Origin of the sequence: Pseudarthrobacter sp. R1 (assembly GCF_024494415.1) — a bacterium.
Lineage (GTDB): Bacteria > Actinomycetota > Actinomycetes > Actinomycetales > Micrococcaceae > Arthrobacter.
Map to the genome: position 1 here is coordinate 317782 of NZ_JAMKFI010000005.1, position 18162 is coordinate 335943.

An 18162-nucleotide genomic window follows, 5' to 3' on the forward strand; every position below is an offset into this window, starting at 1 on the left:
GTGGCCAAGGTCCGCGTACATGAGCTCGCCAAAGAGCTCGGTATTACTTCCAAAGATGCAGTGACAAAACTGCAGGAACTGGGCGAATTCGTTCGCTCCGCCTCTTCCACCATTGAGGCCCCCGTTGTGCGTAAACTGCGCAACGCCTTCCCCGATGCTGCTGCCAAGGCATCAGCACCGGCCGCCGCGCCCAAGGCAACCGCTCCGGCGGCGGAGGCGCGTCCTTCAACCCCTGCTCCGGGTCCGGCAGCGCCCAAGGCTCCGGCCCCCAAGGCGCAGGCACCTGCCCCCGCAGCTCCGGCTGCACCGGCACCCGCCCCTGCTGCGCCGGAAGCCAGCGCCCCTGCGGCACCGGCAGCGAGCGCGCCCGCAGCTCCGGCTGCTCCCGCTGCTCCGTCCACCGGCGCAAAGCCCGGCGCACGCCCGGCCCCCAAGGCCGAAACCCCGGCTCCGCCCACCCGCTCCGGCGGATCACAGGGTGGTTCCGCTCCGCGTCCCGGCGGCCCGCGTCCGGGCAACAACCCCTTCGCCACTTCCCAGGGCATGCCCCGGGGCCGTGGCGGCGACGGCGACCGGCCTCCCCGCCCGGGCAACAACCCGTTTGCCACTTCCCAGGGCATGCCCCGCCCGGGTGGAAGCCGTACCGACGGCGACCGTCCCGGTGGGCCCCGTCCCGCAGCAGGTGCCGGTGGCCCCCGTCCGGGTGGTCCGCGTCCCGCAGCAGGTGCCGGTGGTCCGCGTCCCGCAGCAGGTGCCGGCGGCCCCCGCCCGGGCGCACCGCGTGCCGCGGGGGCCGGTGGAAACCGTCCTACTCCCGGCATGATGCCCAACCGCACTGAACGCCCGGCTCCGGCCGGTGCCGGACGTCCGGGTGCCGGCGGCCGCGGCCCGGGACGCCCGGGCGGCGCTCCCGGAACCGGTGGTCCCGGTGGCGGCGGCGGTGCTCCCGCCGGTGGTGGCTTTGGCAAGGGCGGCCGCGGACGCGGCGGCACCCAGGGTGCCTTCGGCAAGGGCGGCGCCGGACGTGGCAAGCAGCGCAAGTCGAAGCGCGCAAAGCGCCAGGAACTTGAGCAGATGAGTGCCCCGTCGCTGGGTGGCGTGAGCGTACCCCGCGGCGACGGCAATACTGTGATCCGCCTCCGCCGTGGCTCGTCCATCACGGACTTCGCCGACAAGATCGAGGCAAACCCCGCCGCACTGGTAACCGTGCTGTTCCACCTCGGTGAGATGGCAACGGCCACGCAGTCGCTGGATGAGGAAACCTTTGCGCTGCTGGGTGAGGAGCTTGGCTACAAGCTCCAGGTCGTGTCGCCGGAGGACGAGGAGCGCGAGCTGCTCTCCACCTTTGATATCGACTTCGAAGCAGAGCTCGAAGCCGAAGGCGACGAAGACCTCGAGGCACGTCCTCCGGTTGTCACCGTTATGGGCCACGTGGACCACGGTAAGACCCGCCTGCTGGACGCCATCCGCAAGTCCGATGTTATGGCGGGCGAGCACGGCGGCATCACGCAGCACATCGGTGCCTACCAGGTCACGCACAACCACGAAGGCAACGACCGGAAGATCACCTTCATCGATACCCCGGGCCACGAGGCGTTCACCGCCATGCGTGCCCGTGGTGCGAAGGTGACCGACATCGCCATCCTGGTGGTCGCAGCGGACGACGGCGTTATGCCCCAGACCGTTGAAGCCCTCAACCACGCCCAGGCAGCGAACGTGCCGATCGTGGTGGCCGTGAATAAGATCGACAAGGAAGGCGCCAACCCGGACAAGGTCCGTGGCCAGCTGACCGAGTACGGCCTCGTTCCCGAAGAATACGGTGGCGACACCATGTTCGTGGAGGTCTCTGCCCGCCAGAACCTCAACATCGACGAGCTGCTCGAGGCAGTCCTGCTCACCGCAGACGCTGCCCTGGACATGCGCGCCAACCCGAACAAGGACGCCCGCGGTATCGCGATCGAAGCCAACCTGGACAAGGGCCGCGGTTCCGTGGCCACCGTCCTGGTGCAGTCCGGCTCGCTCCGCGTCGGCGACACCATCGTTGCAGGCACGGCCCATGGCCGCGTCCGTGCGATGTTCGACGACGACGGCAGCGCCCTGACCGGGGCCGGCCCGTCCCGCCCCGTCCAGGTGCTGGGTCTGTCCAACGTGCCGCGTGCAGGCGACACCTTCTTCGTGACCGCTGACGAGCGCACCGCCCGCCAGATCGCCGAGAAGCGTGAAGCAGCCGACCGCAACGCAGCCCTGGCCAAGCGCCGCAAGCGCATCAGCCTGGAAGACTTCGACCAGGCAGTGGCCGACGGCAAGATCGACACCCTCAACCTCATCCTCAAGGGTGACGTGTCCGGTGCCGTGGAAGCCCTCGAGGACGCCCTGCTCAAGATCGACGTCGGCGAAGGCGTGCAGCTGCGCGTCATCCACCGCGGTGTTGGTGCCATCACGCAGAACGACGTCAACCTGGCGACGGTGGACAGCGCCGTCATCATTGGCTTCAACGTCAAGCCTGCCGAGCGGGTTGCCGAACTGGCAGACCGCGAAGGCGTGGACATGCGCTTCTACTCCGTCATCTACGCCGCAATTGATGACATCGAGATGGCGCTCAAGGGCATGCTCAAGCCGGAGTACGAAGAGTTCCAGCTGGGCACCGCCGAGGTCCGCGAAGTCTTCCGTTCCTCCAAGTTCGGAAACATCGCCGGCTCGATCGTCCGCTCGGGCATCATCCGCCGCAACACGAAGGCCCGCATCAGCCGCGACGGCAAGATCATCGGTGACAACCTCACCGTTGAGACGCTCAAGCGCTTCAAGGACGACGCCACCGAGGTCCGCACGGACTTCGAGTGTGGTATCGGTCTTGGCTCGTACAACGACATCACCGAAGGCGACATCATCGAGACCTTCGAGATGCGTGAGAAGCCGCGCGTCTAGTCTGGGCTAGCGCTTCAAAGGTGCGGGGCCGTTGGATTTTTCCGGCGGCCCCGCCCCTTCGCTGGGTGACCAACGTCTGACGGCGTTGGCCACCCAGCTTCGGCAGGCCCGATGCCACTCCCTGGCCGCCGGAAAAACCCAACGGGGGTCCGTCGTAGGCCCGCCGTGAGTGCGTGGCATCAATCGAACGTGGGTACGACAGTTGCTACACGCCGTCGTACGTCCCAATTTTTTTTAGGAGTTGTTCATGGCTGATCCGGCACGTGCTGCCAAGTTGGCGCAGCGGATTAAGGTTGTTGTTGCTGAGGCCCTGGGCCGGAAGGTTAAGGATCCTCGGCTGGAGGGCATCACTGTTACCGATGCCCGGGTGACGAATGATCTGCAGCATGCCACCCTCTACTACACCGTTCTTGGCGACCAGGCTGTTCAGGCTGATGCTGCCAAGGGCCTGGAGAAGGCCAAGGGTGTGCTTCGGCAGGAGGTGGGGCGCAACCTGAGTATTCGGTTGACTCCCACCCTTGAGTTCGTCTCTGATGAGATTCCCGTTATCGCATCCAACCTTGAGGACCTGCTCCGGGAAGCGAAGAAGCGTGACGCCGAAGTGGCCGCCCTGGCGGCGCAGGCCCGGCATGCGGGGGACGCTGATCCCTACCGGAGTGATGCGTCCGCCGATGTGGACATCGACGAAGACGATTTTGATGAAGAGGACTTCGACGTCAATGACGACGAGGAACTCGACGAAGACGGCAGTAAGTAACGAGCGAAAATGGTCAGCAGAAGGCCCGCACCATATGGTGCAGGCCTTCTGCTTCCCGTGGAACTTTGTTGGCTGACTAGTCGATATGGACCCGGGTCACTTTGCCCAGGAACGGTTCTGCCGGAGGAGGCGCTCCCGGGCCGGCCGGGGCGCCGGACAGCCCGTCAACTGTGGCGTACAGGTGTCCGTCCTGGAATTCGACGGCGGCCGGCTGGTTTACCGCCAGGAATTCGGAAGGGGTGTCCCCCGAGTCCCTGAACTTCAGGATATTGCCGCCGAAGAGTGAAGCCACATAGACATCCCCGTTGTCCGCGATGGCAAGGCCGGTGGGAGAGAGGATGTCCTCGGCCCAGAGCTTTGTCTCGCCGGTCCACGGGTTGATTTTGAAGATGGCGCCGCGTTCACCCAGCGCCGGGCTTTCCGGGCCGCCGGGCAGCGAAGTCACATAAAGCCAGCCGTCCGGCCCGATCTCCACGTCCGTGGGAACAGGCTCAAAAGCGTATTCCTTCCCGGCAACGCAAGCTGGCACGCCAAGGCCACCCTCCTCCTCCGGACGGGTAGCGCTTTCCGGAATAACGGTGGGCCGCGGCGGAAGGACTGCAAGAGTGGAAATGTCGCCGCTCTCGAGGTCTACTTCCAGGATGGCGTTCGCGCCCGCGTCGGCTACATACGCCTTGCCGCTCCGCACAGCCACGGCGTAGGGATGTGAGTCCACCCCGCCCTTGTAACGGGCGGGCGGGAAGGCGGGCCACCCGGCGAGGCACTCGTCCGAGACGTCAGATCCAAAGCCGTAATGCTGATCACCGTCCGGGTTGTGCTTGCGTTCGTAGCGGGCCAGGTCTGCGATGGTCCGGACGTCTCCGTCCTGGTCAATGGACTTCAAGTGGCCTTGGAGAGCTTCAGGATCGCCCATGCCGGCGCCGACGCTCTCAAGAAAATAGGTGAGTCCATGCCGGACTTCCACCCCGCCAACGTCCCAGCCCTCTTTGGCCTGATAGAGCGTAGTAGTGGTGCCGTCGTCGTTGACACGGTTGAGGCGGCCGGCGAAGTTCTGGGTGACGAGAACGGATTCCTCCGCATCCACTGCCAGGCTGAGAGGCGCAGCCAAACCCTCGACCAACGTGCGCGGAGGGTGCTCACTGGAATCCGCCATTGCAGGCCCGGCAGGAACGACGAGTGCCGCAGCAGCGAGGCATGCGACCATTGGAAACTTCATTTTCATTGGGTACTCCGTTTTGGCGCCCTAGACGGGCCGGATAAGGAGCCTCGCGGGAGGCAAAAATTCCGAAACCCCCGGCGCCAGATTATGCCTGCCGGACAAAAATGTCGCCGGGATTTCCCCCTATTCCGCCCCCTATTTTTGTCCCCTAATGCCAACCCCTATGGCTAGGATCAAGCTATGAACCAGGCGGACCACGACCACGATGATGCCACCCACTACCTCGAACAGGCAGTGGCGCTGGCCACCCGCAACGTCGCGGACGGCGGCGGACCGTTCGGTGCGGTGGTCGTGACCAGGGACGGGCAGGTGCACGAGGGCGTCAACCGCGTGACCCGCGACAACGACCCCACAGCCCACGCCGAAGTGGTGGCCATCCGTACGGCGGCTGCCGCCATACGCAGCTTCGACCTGCACGGCGCGGTCCTCTACACCAGTTGCGAACCGTGCCCGCTGTGCCTCGCCTCTGCCCTTTGGGCGCGGATAGACCGCGTGTATTTCGCCGCGGACCGGTACGGTGCCGCTTCCGCAGGCTTTGATGACGCCGTCTTCTACGACTACTTCTCGGGGACGCGCCCTGAACTGTTGCCGGTCAGCAGGGGCGACGTGCCGGCGTCGGACGCTCCTTTCCAGGCCTGGGGCGCCCATAAAAGCAGGAAGGACTACTAGGCATGGCAGCCACCCTTGTCAAATGTCCGCATTGCGGAAAGACCAACCGCATCCCGGCCGCCGCTGCCGGCCGGCCCCGCTGCGGAAACTGCCGCGGAGGGCTGCCCTGGATCGTGGACGCCGGGGATGCTGACTTCGGCACAGTGGCCGAACAGTCGCCCGTTCCGGTGCTGGTGGACTTCTGGGCTGCCTGGTGCGGGCCCTGCCGCATGGTCAGCCCCGTCCTGGACAAGCTGGCTCATGAACGTGCGGGCGGCGTCAAACTGGTCAAGGTGGACGTGGATAAATCGCCCGGCTTGTCCCGAAGGTTCGATGTACAGGCCATACCCACCCTGATGGTCATCGTGGATGGCAAGGTGGCTGCACGGCAGGCAGGTGCTACCCCGGCGGACGTCCTGCGCACCTGGCTGGATGGTGCACTGTCCGGAACCCGCAGCTAACGAAGGACCGGCTGCCGGCACATCGGCTTAGGCGCGTTCCGGCAGCCGGGCCAGGCCATCCAGCAGTTCCTGCCGCTTGCCGCACAGCGCGATCCGCACCCAGCCTTCACCGATGGAACCAAAGGCAGTCCCCGGGGCCAGCGCAACGCCTGACTCCGCAAGGAAGCGCCGCACCCACCCGCGGACGTCGCCGCCGCTGGCATGGGACACGTCTGCCCAAAGATAAAACGCGCCGTCAGCCTTCAAGTACGGAATTCCTTTGGAATCGAGCACGGCTGATGCAACGTCCCGGTTGGTCCGATAGTGTTCGTGGGCGTGCCGGACGTAATCCTGTGGCCCGGTGAGGGCGGCGAGCGCTGCGTACTGCGACGGCGATGCCACGCACGAGACGATCGACTCCATGACGTTGTTCATCTTCTGCTCCAGGCCCGGCGGGCACACCAGCGCGCCGATCCGCAGCCCGGTGAGGCCATACGTCTTGGACAGGGTCAGCGACGTGAAGACGCGCGCCTCGCCCGGCAGGTCGCCGTCGAACCTTGCAGGGCTCACATGCGGGACGTCGTACGTGAACGCTTCGTAGCATTCGTCCGAAATCACCCATAGGTCGTGCCGGCGGGCCAGCTCCACGAGTTCTCTGGTCAGGTCCTCGCTGAGGACCGCGCCCAACGGGTTGGAGGGGGAGTTCAGGACCAACACCCGGGTCCGGTCCGTGATGAGCGCCTCGATGTCTCCGGTCCTGGGCTGGAAGCCGTGGTCAGGGTAGAGCGGATAACCCACGGGGACGGCATTCAGGAGCCGGCTGGTCATCGCGAACGTGGGGTACCCCGGGTTGGGAATAAGGATCTCATCGCCGGGGGAGAGCAGCAGGCTCATGGCGAAATGCAGGCCCTGCTGGGCGCCGTCCACCACATACACCCGGTCGGCGCCCACCTCACAGCCCTGCTGCTCCCGGAACCTGGCGGCGAAGGCTTCCCGGAGTGCCGGGATGCCCGCGTTGGGGGTGTAGTTGGTTTCGTCCCGGTCCAGGCATGCCATCCCGGCCTCGAGGACGTGGCGGGGGAGCGGGAACCCGGGCTCGCCGATACTGAGGACCAAGGCGCCGGGGGTACGCCATGCGGCCTCGGTGATCTCCCGGATCTGGTTGATGGGGACGTCGCGGACGTGGGCGGCAAGCTCAGGCATGCCTGCCATCCTAACCGGCAGCGATACGGGGCGGCTGCGGATGCTCCCCGGGCCGCGCGACGCGTGGGCGGGTGCCACGACCAGCGCCGATATACTGGGAAGCGTGCTTTCTGGACTGGTGATAGTGGACAAACCGCAGGGATGGACCAGCCATGATGTGGTTGGCCGGATGCGGCGACTTGCCGGTACCCGGAAAGTGGGGCATGCAGGCACCCTTGATCCGATGGCAACCGGTGTCCTGGTGGTCGGCATCAACAAAGCCACCCGCCTGCTCACGTACATCGTGGGCACGTCCAAGACCTACACGGCCACCATCCGCCTGGGCCAGTCGACCGTCACGGACGACGCCGAAGGTGAAGTCACTGCCTCAGCCGGCACTTCCGCGGTGGGCGAGCAGGCGATACACGACGGCGTTGCGGCCCTCACCGGGCAGATCCAGCAGGTTCCCAGCAGCGTAAGCGCCATCAAAGTCAACGGGGAACGGGCCTACGCCCGGGTGCGTTCCGGTGAAGAGGTCAAACTGGCCTCCCGCCCGGTCACCATCCACCGGTTTGAGGTGCACAGCATTAGCAGGGACGCCGAGGCCGACGTCGTGGACCTGGATGTCACGGTGGAATGCTCCTCCGGGACCTATATCCGTGCCCTGGCCCGGGACCTCGGCAACACCCTCGGTGTTGGCGGGCACCTCACAGCCCTCCGGCGGACCCATGTAGGGCCCTACTCCCTGGAGCAGGCGCGCACCCTCGAACAACTCGCGGAAGAGCTCAACGTCCTCGAGATGTCCGAGGCAGCCCGGGCCCTGATGCCCAACCGCGAGCTCAGCCCCGAGGAAGCCACGGAAATATCCTTTGGCCGGCGCATCGCTGCCGGTGCTGCCCCCGGTAGCCCGGCGGCGGCCACAGCAGAACATCCCGCAGCCGCCTTTGCCCCCGATGGAAGCCTGGTGGCACTGCTTGCCGATGCCGGCAGTTTCGCCAAACCTGTCCTGGTGTTCGCCCCTGGCACCGGCCCGGGTACCGGCGCGTCCGGGGTGGGCTGAGGGTGGACGCCTATTTCTACATCATCCTGGTGGTGGGGCTCCTGTCCAGCGGGATCTGCCTGCTGGCCGGCATCCTGAAGAAAGCGCCGAATGACGCCACCATCCTTTCGGTCGTCGCCGTCGAGGTTGCGCTGCTGGTCTACTTGGTGGGATCCATCGTGCGCGTCATTGCAGGAGAGCCCATCGCGGGGGAAGCCTGGGAGTTCTGGGGCTACCTCGCCACGGCGATGCTCCTGCCGCCCGCTGCCGTCTACTGGTCCATCCTGGAACGCACGCGGTGGAGCAACTTTGTCCTGGCCGCCGTCGGTGTTACTGCGCTGGTGATGGCCGCCCGAATGAATCAGATCTGGTACTGAAATGGAAGAAGCACGCCGCGTGAAAGACCAGCACTCCGCCGTCCCCAACACCACCAAGGGCAAAACGGCGAACGACACCGGTGCCCGGAACACCCGCAATACGGGCCCCGGCCGCCTGCTGATCGCCGTATATGCAGTCTTCGCCATTTCCGCGTCCGCCCGCGCCGGCTACCAGATCCTCACCAAGTTTGCCGAGGCGCCGCTGGCCTACCTGCTGTCCGCGTTCGCCGCCCTGGTGTACGTGGTTGCAACGGTGTCCCTGGCCAGGGCCGGCAGCACCTGGTTCAAGGTGTCGGTCGCGGCTGTGCTGGTTGAACTGGTGGGCGTGCTCGTTGTGGGTGCGCTGAGCGTCTTCGATTCCGTCGCGTTCCCGCATGAAACTGTCTGGTCACTTTTTGGCCGCGGCTATGCGTTCATCCCCTTGCTGCTGCCCATCCTGGGCCTCGTGTGGCTGTACCGGCGGCGGCCGGTACGCAACGCCTGATGGCCGCCCGGCCGCGCAGGCCACCCCCGCACAGCTTGGCAAAGGTGCCCGGGTGAATACGGGTAATCTTTAGAGAGTTCCGCGGCCGGCAGGGTCCGGAACGTTGATATTTGCAGGCAGTAAAAGGCGAGGGTGATGGTCTACATCTGGAACGATCCGTCCGAGGTCCCGGCGGACTTCGGCCCATCTGTTGTCACCTTTGGGAACTTCGACGGAGTTCACCGCGGCCACCAACAGGGGCTGTCCCAGCTGATCCGCACCGCCCGCCTCAACCGGTCCAGGTCCGTAGCAATCACCTTCGACCCCCACCCGGCCCTGATCCACCGCCCGGAATCTGCGCCGGAGCTCATCATGGGACTGCATGACAAGCTGGAGGCGCTGGGGGAGCTGGGCCTGGACGCCATCCTGGTGATGAAGTACTCCCTGGACCTCGCCAGCCTCACCGCTGAAGAGTTCGTGGAGCAGTTCCTGGTCAACTGCCTTCACGCCAGCCACGTGGTGATTGGCCACGACGCCCGGTTCGGCCGCGGCAACTCCGGCGACCTGGACACCATGAAGGCGCTCGGCGGGAAGTTCGGGTTCGAGGTCCAGGTGATCAGCGAGTTCGGTTCAGAGGGCTACCCCCTCCATGACGACGACGGCACGGACCGCCGCTGCTCCTCCACCTGGGTGCGCGAAGCCCTGCAGGAAGGCGACGTGGCCACTGCCGCGGCAGTGCTGGGCCGGCCCCACCGCATGCGCGGCGAAGTTGTCCACGGCGCCGCCCGCGGCCGTGCCCTCGGATTTCCCACGGCGAACCTCGCCAGCAAGGCCAGCGGGCTCATCCCGGCTGACGGCATTTATGCAGGCTGGCTCGTGGACCAGGCCGGGACGCGCTGGCCGGCGGCCATTTCCGTGGGCTCGAATCCCACGTTCGACGGCGTCAGCAGGCAGGTCGAAGCCCACGTGATCGACCGCCCCCACGAAGCGGTGGAGGACTTCGATCTGTACGGCCAGACAGTAGTTGTTGAATTTGTGGCCCGGCTCAGGGGGATGGTGGCATACCGTGGGCCTGAGGCGCTGGTAGACCAGATGCGGCTCGATGTGGTCCAGGCCCACGACCTCCTGGCCAGGCGCTGAACCATCCGCAGGGAAAGGCAGTACCGTGTCCGTTGAGAAGAACACCAGGAAACTGGACGAAGGTATTGTCCGTGATTTCAGCTCGCGGATGAGCTACGCCTCCTACCTGCAGCTGCCTACCCTGCTGAGCGCGCAGCAGCCCGTCAGCCAGCCCGAGCACCACGATGAAATGCTCTTTATCATCCAGCACCAGACCACTGAGCTGTGGCTCAAGCTGGTGCTGCATGAGCTGCGGAGCACGGCCGGCTGGCTGCGTGCCGACGACCTCGGATCCGCGCTCAAGGGCATCGCCCGGGTAAAGCACATCCAGAAAACCCTCACCGAGCAGTGGTCCGTGCTGGCCACCCTCACCCCCACGGAGTATTCGCAGTTCCGCGGTTTCCTGGGAAATTCCTCCGGCTTCCAGTCAAGCCAGTACCGTGCCGTCGAGTTCATTCTCGGCAACAAAAACCGCAAGATTCTTCCGGTTTTCGACTCGGACCCGGAAGCCCACGCCATGCTGGAGCAGCTGCTCAACGCTCCCAGCATCTACGACGAATTCCTCGCCTACCTCGCCCGCCAAGGGTTCGACGTGCCTCCGGCGGTGCTCGAACGGGACGTCAGCCTGGCCCACGAATTCACGCCGGAACTGGTGCCGCTCTTCAAGCACATCTATGAAAACGCAGCGGACAACTGGGGCGCTTATGAGGCCTGCGAGGAACTGGTGGACCTGGAGGACAACTTCCAGCTGTGGCGCTTCCGGCATATGCGTACCGTGCAGCGGACCATCGGCATGAAAGCCGGGACCGGCGGCTCCAGCGGAGCCGCGTTCCTGCAGAAGGCCCTCGAACTGACCTTTTTCCCGGAGCTATTCGCCGTCAGGACGGAGATCGGCCAATGACCATCCAGCAGCATCCCCTGGTGGGAAACCCGGAGGACACAGCAGCGGCACTGCAGCAGCGCGCGGCAGAGCTGGACCGGCAGGATCCACTGGCCGGTTACCGCAGCCAGTTCATCGGCACCGACACACCTTTGTGCTACCTGGACGGCAATTCCCTGGGCCGCCCGCTTAAACGGACGGCAGATGACATCAGCACTTTCATCCGGGACGGCTGGGGCGGCCGCCTCATCCGCGGCTGGGACGAGGAATGGCTGGACCTGCCCCAGACTATCGGCGACCAGCTGGGCCGGGCAGTGCTGGGTGCGGACGCCGGGCAGACGATCATCGCGGACTCCACCACGGTGGTCCTTTACAAGCTGATCCGCGCGGCCCTGGCGGCCGTGGCAGACCCGGAGCGCAACGAACTCGTTCTGGACACCGAGAACTTCCCCACGGACCGCTACCTGGTTGAGGGCATCGCCCTCGAGGAAGGCCTGACGCTCCGCTGGATCGAAACGGACCCCGCCGCCGGGATGACGGTTGACCAGGTGCGGGAAGCGGCAGGGCCGCGCACCGCCGTCGTACTCCTGAGCCACATCGCCTACCGTTCCGGCCACCTGGCGGACCTGCCGGGGATCACGGCAGCAGTGCACGACGCCGGGGCGCTGGTGGTGTGGGACCTTTGCCATTCCGCGGGGTCGGTGGAGATCGAGCTCGACAGTGCAGGCGTGGACTTCGCTGCAGGCTGCACCTACAAATACCTCAACGGCGGGCCGGGATCGCCCGCCTTCGCCTACGTCAACCACCGCCACCTCGCTTCGCTCAACCAGCCGATCTGGGGGTGGATGGGCCGCAAGGATGCCTTTGAGATGGCCTCCGGCTATGAGCCGGCTGCCGGGATCCGCGGATTCCTCAGCGGCACTCCGGCGATTTTCGGGATGCTGGCCATGCGTGGCACGCTGGACCTCATCGAGGAAGCGTCGATGGCCGCCATCCGGGAGAAGTCGGTGAAGCTGACGGCCTTCGCCGTCGAGATCTTCGAAGCGTGGCTGGCGCCCCTGGGCGTGGAACTCGCCTCGCCGCGGGAGCCGGGGGACCGGGGCAGCCACATCACGCTGGACCACCCCGGTTTCGCCAAAGGGACCGTGGCGTCGCTGTGGGACGGGGACGTCATCCCTGACTTCCGCGCCCCGCACGGCATTCGGGTGGGACTCTCACCGCTGAGCACGAGCTTCGCTGAGGTCCTGCACGGGATGGCGGCGATCCGGGAGCAGCTGCCGCAGTAGGGGCGGGGCTGCTTTGGCTAAGGCACCCTCTGCCAAGGCTTGCCTGTTTCGACAAGATTGGGCGGGGGCCGGTAAACTGGGGGATGGATCCGGCTGCAGTCCGTGGCGGCTGGTTCCTGTTGCGTGTGGCACTGTTCGGTTTTCCCGGACCCGCCGCGGCGGCAGACCCGGCAGCGAATTACTGACCTGGGCCCTCACGGCACATCCCTAGGAGTTATTGTGGCACTTGAAGCCGCTGTAAAGCAGTCCATCATCAAGGAATACGCAACCGCAGAAGGCGACACCGGTTCACCGGAGGTCCAGGTTGCTGTCCTGACCCAGCGGATCAAGGATCTGACTGAGCACATGAAGGAGCACAAGCACGATTACCACACCCAGCGCGGTCTGCTGGCCATGGTTGGTCGTCGCAAGCGCATGCTGAGCTACCTCAAGAAGACCGACATCGCCCGCTACCGTTCGCTCATCGAGCGCCTCGGCCTGCGCCGCTAGTCGGACTTAGGGGCGGCCCTTTCCGCCATGGAACGGGCCGCCTTCTTCAAATGAAAAATTAAACAGGAGGATCAACCGCATCACGCATTCGCGGTCCTCGGTAGTGATCCCCGGGAACGGCTTCGATTGAGTGAAGCCCCGGCCCGTGGGTCTCGATCGATGACCGGGTGCAGGGCCAGTAGACAGATGCTGGGCTGGGTTGATGCGGCTGGACTTCCGTAAAACAGAAACGGAGGTGACTCTCTTGGAGGGTCCCGAAATCCAGTTCTCAGAAGCAGTCATTGACAATGGCCGTTTTGGCAAGCGTGTAATCCGCTTCGAAACCGGCCGCCTTGCCAAGCAGGCAGCCGGCGCAGCGATGGTGTACATCGACGAAGACACCGCCCTGCTGTCCGCCACCACTGCCGGCAAGCACCCGCGTGAAGGCTTTGACTTCTTCCCGCTGACGGTCGACGTCGAAGAGCGTATGTACGCTGCCGGCCGCATCCCGGGCTCGTTCTTCCGCCGCGAAGGACGCCCGTCCACCGAGGCCATCCTGGCCTGCCGCCTGATGGACCGCCCGCTGCGCCCCGCCTTCATCAAGGGCCTGCGCAACGAGGTCCAGATTGTGGTCACCGTCCTGGCGATCAACCCGGACGAGCTGTACGACGTGGTGGCCATTAACGCCTCCTCCATGTCCACCCAGCTTTCCGGCCTGCCGTTCTCCGGCCCCATCGGCGGCGTGCGCGTTGCCCTGGTTGCCGACGAAAACGGATCACAGTGGGTCGCTTTCCCCAAGCACTCCCAGCTGGAGAACTCCGTCTTCAACATGGTGGTAGCCGGCCGCGTCGCCGGTGACGACGTCGCCATCATGATGGTCGAAGCCGAAGCCACCGACAACTCCTGGAACCTCATCAAGGAACAGGGCGCCACTGCCCCCACCGAAGAGGTTGTCTCCGAGGGCCTCGAGGCTGCCAAGCCGTTCATCAAGGCGCTTTGCGACGCCCAGGCTGACCTCGCCTCCCGCGCGGCAAAGCCGACCGTCGAGTTCCCGGTCTTCCTGGACTACGAGGACGACGTGTACGCCGCCGTTGAGTCCGCTGCTGCTGAGAAGCTGGCTGCCGTCTTCCAGATCGCGGACAAGCAGGAGCGCAATGACGCTTCGGACGCCCTGAAGGACGAGGTTTCCGCCGCCCTGGCTGAGCAGTTCGAAGGCCGTGACAAGGAAGTGTCCGCAGCATTCCGCTCGGTCACCAAGCACGTAGTGCGCCAGCGCATCCTCAAGGACCAGGTCCGCATCGACGGCCGCGGCCTGACGGACATCCGCCAGCTCACCGCCGAGGTAGAGGTCCTGCCCCGCGTCCACGGTTCAGCCATCTTCGAGCGCGGCGAAACCCAGATCATGGGCGTCACCACGCTGAACATGCTGAAGATGGAACAGCAGATCGACTCGCTGTCACCCGTCAAGACCAAGCGCTACATGCACAACTACAACTTCCCGCCGTACTCCACCGGTGAGACCGGCCGCGTGGGCTCGCCCAAGCGCCGCGAAATCGGCCACGGTGCGCTGGCAGAGCGGGCTCTCGTGCCGGTCCTGCCGTCCCGCGAGGAGTTCCCGTACGCCATCCGCCAGGTATCCGAGGCGCTCAGCTCCAACGGTTCGACGTCGATGGGTTCTGTCTGTGCCTCCACCCTGTCCATGCTGAACGCCGGTGTGCCCCTGAAGGCCGCCGTCGCCGGTATTGCCATGGGCCTGGTCTCCGACCAGGTGGACAGTCAGACCCGCTACGCGGCACTGACTGACATCCTTGGCGCCGAAGATGCCTTCGGCGACATGGACTTCAAGGTTGCCGGTACCTCTGAGTTCGTGACGGCCATCCAGCTCGACACCAAGCTCGACGGTATCCCCGCCTCCGTGCTGGCAGCAGCCCTGAAGCAGGCCCGCGAAGCACGCCTGCACATCCTCGAGGTCATGGACTCGGCCATTGACACCCCGGACGAGCTCTCCGAGTTCGCGCCGCGCGTCATCGCCGTGAAGATCCCCGTGGACAAGATCGGCGAGGTCATTGGCCCCAAGGGCAAGATGATCAACCAGATCCAGGAAGACACCGGCGCCGACATCTCCATCGAGGACGACGGCACGGTCTACATTGGCGCCACCGACGGCCCGTCTGCAGACGCAGCACGCTCCGCCATCAACGCCATCGCGAACCCGCAGGTCCCGGAAATCGGCGAACGTTACCTGGGTACGGTCGTCAAGACCACCACCTTCGGTGCCTTCGTATCGCTGACCCCGGGCAAGGACGGCCTCCTGCACATCTCCGAGCTGCGCAAGCTGGCCAACGGCAAGCGCGTGGACAACGTCGATGACGTTGTCTCGGTGGGCCAGAAGGTCCAGGTGGAAATCACCAAGATCGACGACCGCGGAAAGCTCTCGCTCGCCCCGGTCGTTGCCGAGGAAGAAGGCGCCGTGGTCGAGACCGAGCGCGCCCACACCACGGAGCCTGCTGAAGGCGCTGACGTCTAACAGTTCCGGTTTCCGGCACACAAGCATGAATCGGCGGGGGCGGGGGGGGGGCTACCCCCCCCCCCCCCCCTTCGCGTGCAGGCAGCGCCCCCCCCCGCCCTCTCAACGTGCTCGCCCGCAGTTATTTCGCTCCCCCCGCTCTGACGCAAACCCCGCGACCACCCTGCTGCCCCGTCCGCCGCGGCGCCCCGCGCCCGCGGTGCGGGCGTGGCGCGGGGGCGGCGGGGGGGGGCGGCGGGTGAGGGACCCCACCAGCCCGCCGCCCCGCAACCCCCCCCCCCCCCCGGGGGGGACGCGGGAGGCGGCGGCCCGGGCGCAGGCCCCGGGCCCCCCCCCGCCGCGGACGCTGGAGAAGGCGGTGCCGTTAACCGTTCCTGTTTCCGGACACAAAGCGAGGAGGGGGGGGGGCGGGTGACACCCCCCCCGCCCCCGCCGCTGTTACGATGGCAGCCAGATCCCGGCTGCCCCTTTTGAAAGGCCTCAATGACTGTTGTACCCCTGCCGCTTGAGCAGAACCACCGCGGCGATACCCTGGTCCACGGTTCCGACGGCGGCTCCGAAGTCCGGCGTTCGGTGCTGCCCGGGGGAGTGCGGGTGCTGACCGAGGCGATGCCCGGCCAGAGGTCAGCCACCATTGGTTTCTGGGTGGGTGTCGGGTCCCGGGACGAGGCCCCGGGACAGCATGGTTCCACACACTTCCTGGAGCATCTCCTCTTCAAGGGGACCAAGCGCCGTACCGCACTGGAGATCGCTTCGGCCTTTGACGAGGTAGGCGGCGAGTCAAACGCGGCCACGGCCAAGGAAAGCACGTGCTACTTCGCGAGGGTCCTGGATTCCGACCTGCCGATGGCCATTGACGTGATCGCCGACATGATCACGGGCGCTGTCCTGGACCCGGCAGAAATGGAGCAGGAACGGGACGTCATCCTCGAGGAAATCGCGATGGACAGCGACGACCCCACGGACGTCGCCCACGAACACTTTGTTTCAGCAGTCCTGGGCAGCCACCCCCTGGGGCGCCCCATCGGCGGCACCCCGGACGCCATCAAGGCTGTTGCGCGGGACTCCGTATGGGAGCACTACCAGCGGTATTACCGGCCGGACGAGCTCGTGATCACTGCGGCGGGCGGCCTGGAGCACGACGTCGTCTGCAACCTCGTAGTGGACGCCCTTGAGTCTGCAGGGTGGTCACTGAAGGCCGACGCTGCCCCTGTCGACAGGCGTTCCACCGACCGCGCCCTGATCACCGGGACGGCAGGCCTCCACGTGGTCAAGCGCGCGGTGGAGCAGGCAAACATCATCATGGGCTGCCCTACGATCGTTGCCACCGACGAGCGGCGCTACGTCATGAGCGTCCTGAACGCCGTGCTTGGCGGAGGCATGTCGTCGCGCCTGTTCCAGGAAATCCGCGAGAAGCGCGGCCTGGTGTATTCCACGTACTCCTTCGCTTCCTCCTACGCCGACGCCGGGTACTTCGGCATGTACGCCGGATGCACGCCGTCCAAGGTGCGCCAGGTCCTGGACCTGCTCGGCGAGGAACTGGACAAGCTGGCAGAGCACGGGATTACCGAGGACGAACTTCGGAAGGCTGTGGGCCAGTTGGGCGGCGGAATCGTCCTGGCCCTGGAGGATACGGGATCGCGAATGTCGCGGCTGGGCCGGGCGGAACTCGTTTCCGGAGAATACCAGGACATTGACGAAACGCTCAGGCTCATCAAGGCCGTCACGGCAGAACAGGTCCAGGACCTTGCTGCGGAACTGGCAGCGGCACCCCGGACGGTCACCGTCGTCGGGCCCTTTGAGGAAACTGAAACGTTCGGACTCTGACCCGCCGAAGGCAGGTCTTACCGCGGGAGGTGAGGGGACTGTGGAACGAACCCCATCCAACCGCGGCCCCGGCGCATTGGCAGGCTTCCTCGGCCACTGGCGGGGGAGTACGCGGTTCGCAGCCGGCGCATGGGGCCCGGAGCGCACTGTTGACGCTGAAGTGACGTACAGGCCAGTAGCCGGGGGCTTCGCGGTGGTGCAGAGTTATCGGCACGTGGAACCGGACGGGACACATTTCGAAGGCCACGGAATTTTCACTCTGGATACGGACCACCACAACGTCTTCTGGTACTACGTGGACAACGCGAGCCCGGTCCCCGACGCGCCGGCGCGGTGCACCTGGCACGAGGGTGCCCTCAGGGTGGAACGCCGCGGCAGCGCCGGATGGACCCGCCATACGCTGAGCGTCAGCGGGGGAGTGCTCACTCATGTGACAGAGCTTCGCACCCGTGTGAACACCACCGCGGGGGACGAATCCGGCGGCGGGGCAAACGGGAATGGCTCGGCCTATGCTCCGTTCATGACTTCAACCTTCCAGCGAAGCTGACGTCTGTAACCCTTCATCCCCTGATGGCACGCCATTTCAGTAGTGCAGCAGGCTCCTGGCCGTTGAGGGGTCGGCCGGCAGCACAGTGGGCATGGCATAGAAGTCATCCCACAAACTGTCGTCAGCTGGCAGATCGGCCGGATCCACAAGATTTTCACTGGGTGGCTCTTCAGGCGGAGGTTCCGCCGGTACGAACGCGGACGGTTCCGCTGGCAGGGACCCGGGCAGTTCCGCTGGCCGGAATCCGGGTGGGCATACTGGTGGTTCCCAGTCGGGGTGTTCAGCTTTGTAGTGTCGGCCGGTGGGGGAGGTCCAGTCGGGTGGTTCGTTGTGGGTTGCTGTTGTGGGTGTCCAGGTGCCGTGGTGTTTGAGGCGGTGGTGTTTTGGGCAGAGTTGGGCCAGGTTGGTGATTCCGGTGGTTCCGCCGTGGTGCCAGGCGTGGAGGTGGTCGGTGTGGT

The 18162-nt window shown here is 65.8% G+C and carries 17 protein-coding genes; 14 read left to right on the forward strand and 3 right to left on the reverse strand.

Features of this window, described 5'->3' with window-relative positions; genetic code table 11:
* Together infB and rbfA are read left to right on the forward strand one after the other, a co-directional pair.
* Complete coding sequence (gene infB / locus M8J71_RS05675) at nt 1-2925, forward strand: translation initiation factor IF-2 (protein WP_256246984.1); 2925 nt, start codon at nt 1-3, stop codon at nt 2923-2925.
* 247 nt (nt 2926-3172) lie between these two features.
* Nucleotides 3173-3682: a 30S ribosome-binding factor RbfA gene (rbfA, locus tag M8J71_RS05680; RefSeq protein WP_256246985.1), complete on the forward strand. Its 510-nt coding sequence runs from the start codon at nt 3173-3175 to the stop codon at nt 3680-3682.
* A gap of 76 nt (nt 3683-3758) precedes the next feature.
* On the opposite strand, the gene M8J71_RS05685 is transcribed toward rbfA, so the two are convergent.
* Nucleotides 3759-4904, reverse strand: a complete 1146-nt coding sequence (locus tag M8J71_RS05685; protein WP_256246986.1) for a ScyD/ScyE family protein — start codon at nt 4902-4904, stop codon at nt 3759-3761.
* A 177-nt stretch (nt 4905-5081) separates the two neighbouring features.
* Here M8J71_RS05685 and M8J71_RS05690 point away from each other — a divergent pair, with 177 nt between their 5' ends.
* Nucleotides 5082-5570 (forward strand): nucleoside deaminase, encoded by a 489-nt coding sequence (locus M8J71_RS05690; RefSeq protein ID WP_256246987.1) that lies wholly within the window; start codon nt 5082-5084, stop codon nt 5568-5570.
* Nucleotides 5571-5572: 2 nt separating this feature from the next.
* Complete coding sequence (trxA, locus tag M8J71_RS05695; protein WP_256246988.1) at nt 5573-6010, forward strand: thioredoxin; 438 nt, start codon at nt 5573-5575, stop codon at nt 6008-6010.
* A gap of 27 nt (nt 6011-6037) precedes the next feature.
* Here the strand turns inward: trxA and M8J71_RS05700 are convergent, their stop codons facing one another.
* On the reverse strand, nt 6038-7192 hold the full coding sequence (locus M8J71_RS05700) for a pyridoxal phosphate-dependent aminotransferase (RefSeq protein ID WP_256246989.1): 1155 nt from the start codon (nt 7190-7192) through the stop codon (nt 6038-6040).
* Between the two features lie 103 nt (nt 7193-7295).
* Between M8J71_RS05700 and truB the strand changes: the two genes are divergently transcribed.
* The 10 genes from truB to M8J71_RS05750 all read left to right on the forward strand — a co-directional run bounded on the left by truB (nt 7296) and on the right by M8J71_RS05750 (nt 17704).
* On the forward strand, nt 7296-8231 hold the full coding sequence (truB, locus tag M8J71_RS05705) for a tRNA pseudouridine(55) synthase TruB (RefSeq protein ID WP_256246990.1): 936 nt from the start codon (nt 7296-7298) through the stop codon (nt 8229-8231).
* 2 nt (nt 8232-8233) lie between these two features.
* A complete protein-coding gene (locus M8J71_RS05710; RefSeq protein ID WP_256246991.1) occupies nt 8234-8587 on the forward strand; it encodes a hypothetical protein in 354 nt (117 codons plus the stop codon).
* Between the two features lies 1 nt (nt 8588).
* Nucleotides 8589-9071 (forward strand): hypothetical protein, encoded by a 483-nt coding sequence (locus M8J71_RS05715; RefSeq protein ID WP_305478518.1) that lies wholly within the window; start codon nt 8589-8591, stop codon nt 9069-9071.
* Between the two features lie 135 nt (nt 9072-9206).
* Nucleotides 9207-10190: a bifunctional riboflavin kinase/FAD synthetase gene (locus M8J71_RS05720; RefSeq protein WP_256246993.1), complete on the forward strand. Its 984-nt coding sequence runs from the start codon at nt 9207-9209 to the stop codon at nt 10188-10190.
* Between the two features lie 25 nt (nt 10191-10215).
* A complete protein-coding gene (gene kynA, locus M8J71_RS05725; protein WP_256246994.1) occupies nt 10216-11070 on the forward strand; it encodes a tryptophan 2,3-dioxygenase in 855 nt (284 codons plus the stop codon).
* Complete coding sequence (locus tag M8J71_RS05730) at nt 11067-12335, forward strand: kynureninase (protein ID WP_256246995.1); 1269 nt, start codon at nt 11067-11069, stop codon at nt 12333-12335. Before kynA ends, M8J71_RS05730 begins: the two co-directional genes overlap by 4 nt.
* A 219-nt stretch (nt 12336-12554) precedes the next feature.
* Nucleotides 12555-12824 (forward strand): 30S ribosomal protein S15, encoded by a 270-nt coding sequence (gene rpsO / locus M8J71_RS05735; protein ID WP_163164502.1) that lies wholly within the window; start codon nt 12555-12557, stop codon nt 12822-12824.
* A 244-nt stretch (nt 12825-13068) separates the two neighbouring features.
* A complete protein-coding gene (locus M8J71_RS05740; RefSeq protein WP_256247068.1) occupies nt 13069-15330 on the forward strand; it encodes a polyribonucleotide nucleotidyltransferase in 2262 nt (753 codons plus the stop codon).
* A gap of 483 nt (nt 15331-15813) precedes the next feature.
* Nucleotides 15814-17157 carry a M16 family metallopeptidase gene (locus tag M8J71_RS05745; protein WP_256246996.1) on the forward strand — a complete coding sequence of 448 codons (1344 nt, stop codon included), beginning with the start codon at nt 15814-15816 and terminating at the stop codon, nt 17155-17157.
* A 40-nt stretch (nt 17158-17197) separates the two neighbouring features.
* Nucleotides 17198-17704 carry a DUF1579 domain-containing protein gene (locus tag M8J71_RS05750; RefSeq protein WP_256246997.1) on the forward strand — a complete coding sequence of 169 codons (507 nt, stop codon included), beginning with the start codon at nt 17198-17200 and terminating at the stop codon, nt 17702-17704.
* Between the two features lie 36 nt (nt 17705-17740).
* Here the strand turns inward: M8J71_RS05750 and M8J71_RS05755 are convergent.
* Nucleotides 17741-18162 (reverse strand): HNH endonuclease signature motif containing protein (locus M8J71_RS05755; protein ID WP_256246998.1); only part of this gene is annotated, 422 nt, incomplete at its 5' end.